The organism is Streptomyces sp. CRN 30 (assembly GCF_034105845.1).
Map to the genome: position 1 here is coordinate 1 of NZ_JAVRHI010000024.1, position 5183 is coordinate 5183.

The window sequence follows — 5183 nt, forward strand, 5'->3', positions numbered from 1 at the left end:
CGACCTGGTCCGCGGCGCCATCGGCGCCATCGTCCTCGTCGACACCCGCCGCCTCGCCGACTGCTTCCCCGCCGTCGACTACTTCGAGAACAGCGGCCTGCCCTTCGTCATCGCCCTCAACGGCTTCGACGGCCAACAGCCGTACCAGCCCGACGAGGTCCGCGAGGCCCTGCAGATCGGCCCCGACACCCCGATCATCACGACCGACGCCCGCCACCGCGCCGACGCCAAGAGCGCCCTCATCACGCTCGTGGAGCACGCGCTGATGGCCCGCCTGCGGTAGGGCTCCGCGGAGGGCGGCCAAGTCGGCCGAACGTGACGGGAGTTGCCGTCGGCAAACCGGTGCCGGCTGTGTCGTTTGACACGGCCGGCACCGGTGTTCATAACGTTTCGACAGAGAAATGCGCCGACACGGCCACGCGTCGCGGTCGCGCGGTGTCGCTGTGCACACGCTAACCCCGCCTTCTGCCCCGCCTCACTCCTTATGACCGTTTTATTCGAGGCTTACATCACGTGTAATCGGCGCCGACTGATGTTTGGAAGAGCGCGGGCGCACATGCTGGAATGCCTGAACTGCCCAATGGTCGAAGACGTATTCAGGGCTTGGAGACACCCGCGGCACGACGTAGGTGCCGGCGCCGAGAGGTTGTTGGTCGAGTGAGGCGAAGCAAGAGCGGTCCCGAGCCGGCGGCGCGGGACAACTTCACCCCGCCGCGCGGGGCGGCACCCGCGAACACGTCCGGCCCCGCGCCGACGGGCACTCCCGCGTCCAGCGGCAGCCGCTTCTCCCCGCGCAACTGGCGGGTGCCGACCCGGCTGAACGCCATCCTGCTCATCCCCGTGCTCGTGGGCCTGGTGATGGGCGGTTTCCAGGTGAAGGGCTCGATCGACACCTGGCGGGAGGCCGAGGACGCGGAGAGCACCGCCCGCCTCGTGCGCGCCTCGCTGGCCTACGCGAACGCCCTCTACGTCGAGCGCGACATCACCGCCGCCCCGCTGCTCGAGGGCAAGGGGCGGGAGGACAAGACGGTCACCGAGGCCTACGCGGCGACCGACGAGGCCGCCGACGCCTTCGACGCCGCCGCCCGGCAGATGCCGTCGAAGCCGGGCCTCGAGCGCCGTCTGCAGCTGTTCCGCGACGTCGAGCCCCAGCTCGAGTCGCTGCGCACCGACGCGTACACCTCGAAGCTGACCGGTGTGCAGACCGAGGAGGGCTATCTCGAGGTCTCGCACCCCCTGACCGAGTTCGCCAACGAGCTCGGTCTCGGTCTCGGCACCGGCAACGTCACCAGCTACGGCCGCACGGTCTACGCGATGACGCTCACCAAGTCCGCGCTGTCGCTGCAGCGCTCGATCGGCATGCACATGCTGGTCAAGCCCGGCCCCGGCGACGGCAGCCTCGCCAGCCAGCGCGTCGCGCTCTCCTCCTACGCCTACCTGGAGAACATCGGCGTCCAGGAGTACCTGGGCGGCGGTACCGAGGCCGACGCGCAGCGGCTCCGGGAGGAGGAGGCCAAGGTCAAGTCCGCCGGCGAGGAGCTCGCCGGGCAGGCCGCGGCCGACGCCGCCGCAAGCGGCGAGGAGTACACGCCCCCGCCGTCCGAGCCCACGGAGATGATCGCCGCCCTCGCCGGGCTGGACTCCACCGAGCCCGCGGCCCGGGCCGCGCTCGCCGAGGACGGCATCACCGCGCAGAACTGGTGGGCGGTCAACACCCTGAAGTTCGACGCCTACCGCGCGATCGAGTCGGACATGGCCGACTCGGCCGTGGACGAGGCCGCGACCATCGCCGACGACGCGCGGACGGCCGCCGTGATCACCGGCGCCGTCGTCGTGCTCGCCCTGCTCCTCGCGTTCATCGTCGCCGGGCGCATGGCGCGCCAGATGAGCCGCTCGATGCGCCAGCTGCGCAGCGCGGCCTTCAGCGTCGCCGAGCAGCGCCTGCCCACGCTGGTCGACCAGCTCTCGCGCACCGACCCCGGCCGCGTGGACACCCGTGTCGCCCCCATCCCGATCCACTCCACGGACGAGATCGGCGAGGTCGCCCGCGCCTTCGACCAGGTGCACCGCGAGGCCGTCCGGCTCGCCGCCGAGCAGGCCATGCTGCGGGGCAACATCAACGCGATCTTCACCAACCTCTCCCGCCGCAACCAGTCCCTGATCGAGGGCCAGCTGACCCTCATCACCGACCTGGAGAACAACGAGGCGGACCCGGACCAGTTGGAGGCCCTCTTCCGGCTGGACCACCTCGCGACCCGCATGCGCCGCAACGGCGAGAACCTCCTCGTCCTCGCCGGCGAGGAGCCCGGCCGCCGCTGGGACCAGCCGGTGCCGCTGGTCGACGTGTTGCGCGCCGCCTCCTCCGAGGTGGAGCAGTACGAGCGCATCGAGCTGACCGGCGTCCCGGAGGCCGAGATCCACGGCCGCGCCGTGACCGACCTGGTGCACCTCCTCGCCGAGCTGCTGGAGAACGCCACCACGTTCTCCTCCCCGCAGACCAAGGTGCGGGTGACGGCGACCCGGCTGCCCGACGGCCGGATCATGATCGAGATCCACGACAAGGGCATCGGCCTGACCGCCGAGGACTTCGCGGACATCAACCACAAGCTGGCCAACCCGCCGACCGTGGACGCCGCGATCTCGCAGCGCATGGGTCTGTTCGTGGTCGGCCGGCTGTCCGACCGGCACGGCATCCGCGTCCAGCTGCGCCCCTCCGGCGAGACGGCGGGCACCACGTCCCTCGTCATGCTCCCGGACGTCATCACCCACGGTGGCGGCGGCGACCAGCAGGCGCCGCAGGCGGGCGAGTTCACGGTCTCGCAGATCATCCCCGAGCAGCAGGCACCGCAGCCCCAGGCCCCGCTGCGCACAGCCGCGGAGCTCGGTTTCGACGACAGCCGCTACTCCGAGGCCCCGGGCGACCCCCGCGGACTGGACCCCGTCGGCCGCTCCCTGATGCGGGAGAACCGCCGGGCGGCCCTGGAGGCCCAGACCCACCACGAGCGGCCCGCGGACGGCCCGGACTCCCCCGAGGCGCCGGCGTACGGCGACGGCTTCGAGGCGGGCCCGCCGGGTCACGGCACCGGGCGGACCGGCTACCCGGACCAGCAGCAGAACTACGACCAGCGGCAGGGCTACGACCAGCAGGCGGAGTACGGCCGGCAGCCGGCGTACGAGGAGCCGCAGCAGCCCGCGTACGGCGACACCTACTTCCCCTCGAACGGCTCCCTGCCGCAGGGCGAGTCCTTCTCCGCGGGCGCCGGTTACCCCGAGCCCACCTATGGGGAGCCCGGCCGGGACGAGCGCGCCGGGACGCCCGCGGGCGCGCCGGAGTCGTATCCCGCCTTCCAGGAGCCGTCCTACCAGGACGACTGGTCGCAACAGGGCGGCTACCAGAGCGAGTACCGCCCGGAGTACGCTCCGCAACCGGAAACTTCGCAGGCCGCTGACGTGACGGAGGCGGACCGCGTAGGCTTCGACCGTCCGGGACCGGCTCCCTCCGCCGTCCACGAGCTGACCGACGCGGGCCTGCCCCGCCGCGGCACCCCCGCGAACGGCGCCTCCGACGAGCAGCACGTGACGCAGGACCCGGCGGCCACGGAGCCGGAGGGCGACTGGCGCTCCGCGAACGACGCGCGGTGGCAGCAGGCCTCCCAGCTCCGGAAGCCGAAGGCGGGCGGGGTGACCTCCTCCGGCCTGCCGCGGCGGGTGCCCAAGGCCAATCTGGTCGAGGGGACCGCCGCATCGACCCCGCAGGGAGGCCCACAGGTCTCCCGCGCCCCCGAGGACGTCCGGGGCAGGCTGAGCAACCTGCGCCGGGGTGTCCAGCGGGGACGCAACGCAGGCAGTGAACCGAACGGCCAGGCCACGAGGAACGACCACAGTGGTCCTGACAGCACCTACGACCAGGAGCGTTAGTGTGAGCCCGATGAGCCAGGCGGCACAGAACCTGAACTGGTTGATCACCAACTTCGTGGACAACACCCCGGGGGTGTCCCACACGGTGGTGGTCTCCGCCGACGGACTCCTTCTGGCGATGTCCGAAGGCTTCCCGCGCGACCGTGCCGACCAGCTCGCGGCCGTCGCCTCCGGTCTGACCTCGCTGACCGCCGGTGCCTCGCGCATCTTCGAGGGCGGCAGCGTGAACCAGACGGTGGTGGAGATGGAGCGCGGCTTCCTCTTCATCATGGCCGTCTCGGACGGATCGTCGCTCGCGGTCCTCGCCCACCCGGAGGCGGACATCGGTCTCGTCGGGTACGAAATGGCCCTCCTGGTCGACCGCGCCGGCACGGTCCTGACCCCCGATCTGCGTGCGGAGCTACAAGGCAGCCTTCTCAACTAACAGACAGACGGTGCGTTTTGGCGCCCCGTGGCCGTAAGGTTTCGGGACGCGGCTTCCACAGCGTCGGGACCCGGCACAGTCGGAGGAGGAGAAAACGTGACAACACCCCCAGGCGGTCCGTCTTCGGACAACTGGTCCTACGGCCCTGGCCAGGGTCAGGGTCACGGCGACCGGAACCGGTACGACTTCCCCTCCACGCCCAGCCCGCACCAGCCGTACGGACACCCCGGCCCCCAGGGGCCGGGACCGTACGACCAGCCGCAGGCTCCCCGCATCCAGCCTGTGCAGCCGCAACGCCGCACCCACGAACCGGCGCCCGCAGGGGCGTCCAGCAATCCCCTGGTGCGCCCGTACGCCATGACGGGCGGTCGCACCAGGCCCCGCTACCAGCTCGCCATCGAGGCGCTGGTGCACACCACCGCGCAGCCGCACCAGATGCAAGGGCAACTGCCCGAGCACCAGCGGATCTGCAACCTGTGCCGAGAGATCAAGTCGGTCGCCGAGATCTCGGCGCTGCTGACCATTCCCCTCGGTGTGGCCAGGATCCTCGTCGCCGACTTGGCGGAGGCGGGCCTGGTCGCCATTCATCAGCCCGGCGGCGACGAGAACGCCGGCGGCCAGCCAGACGTGACACTGCTCGAAAGGGTGCTCAGTGGACTTCGCAAGCTCTAGCGGAGGGCCGGTTTCTCCTAGTCGCTCCACCACCTCCGCGAAGATCGTGGTGGCCGGCGGCTTCGGCGTGGGCAAGACCACGTTCGTCGGCGCCGTGTCGGAGATCAACCCGCTGCGCACCGAGGCCGTCATGACATCCGCGTCCGCGGGCATCGACGACCTCACCCAC

4 protein-coding genes and 1 pseudogene are annotated in these 5183 nt (G+C 71.3%); all 5 read left to right on the plus strand.

From position 1 onward, the window contains the following. Positions 1 to 283 (plus strand): ATP/GTP-binding protein (locus tag UW392_RS02980; protein WP_320773255.1); only part of this gene is annotated, 283 nt, incomplete at its 5' end. 374 nt (positions 284 to 657) lie between these two features. After that, positions 658 to 3918, plus strand: coding sequence for a nitrate- and nitrite sensing domain-containing protein (locus tag UW392_RS02985; protein WP_320773256.1), 3261 nt, complete (start codon positions 658 to 660; stop codon positions 3916 to 3918). A 10-nt stretch (positions 3919 to 3928) separates the two neighbouring features. After that, a complete protein-coding gene (locus UW392_RS02990; protein ID WP_320773257.1) occupies positions 3929 to 4342 on the plus strand; it encodes a roadblock/LC7 domain-containing protein in 414 nt (137 codons plus the stop codon). A gap of 96 nt (positions 4343 to 4438) precedes the next feature. Beyond that, on the plus strand, positions 4439 to 5014 hold the full coding sequence (locus UW392_RS02995) for a DUF742 domain-containing protein (protein ID WP_320773258.1): 576 nt from the start codon (positions 4439 to 4441) through the stop codon (positions 5012 to 5014). Further along, positions 4995 to 5183: pseudogene (locus UW392_RS03000) on the plus strand (ATP-binding protein); the annotation flags it as partial. The gene UW392_RS02995 and the pseudogene UW392_RS03000, both read left to right, overlap by 20 nt.

Bases quoted from the DNA above. Each gene is read 5' to 3' on its own strand.
- UW392_RS02990 (WP_320773257.1), top strand. From the start codon at position 3,929: ATGAGCCAGGCGGCACAGAACCTGAACTGGTTGATCACCAACTTCGTG.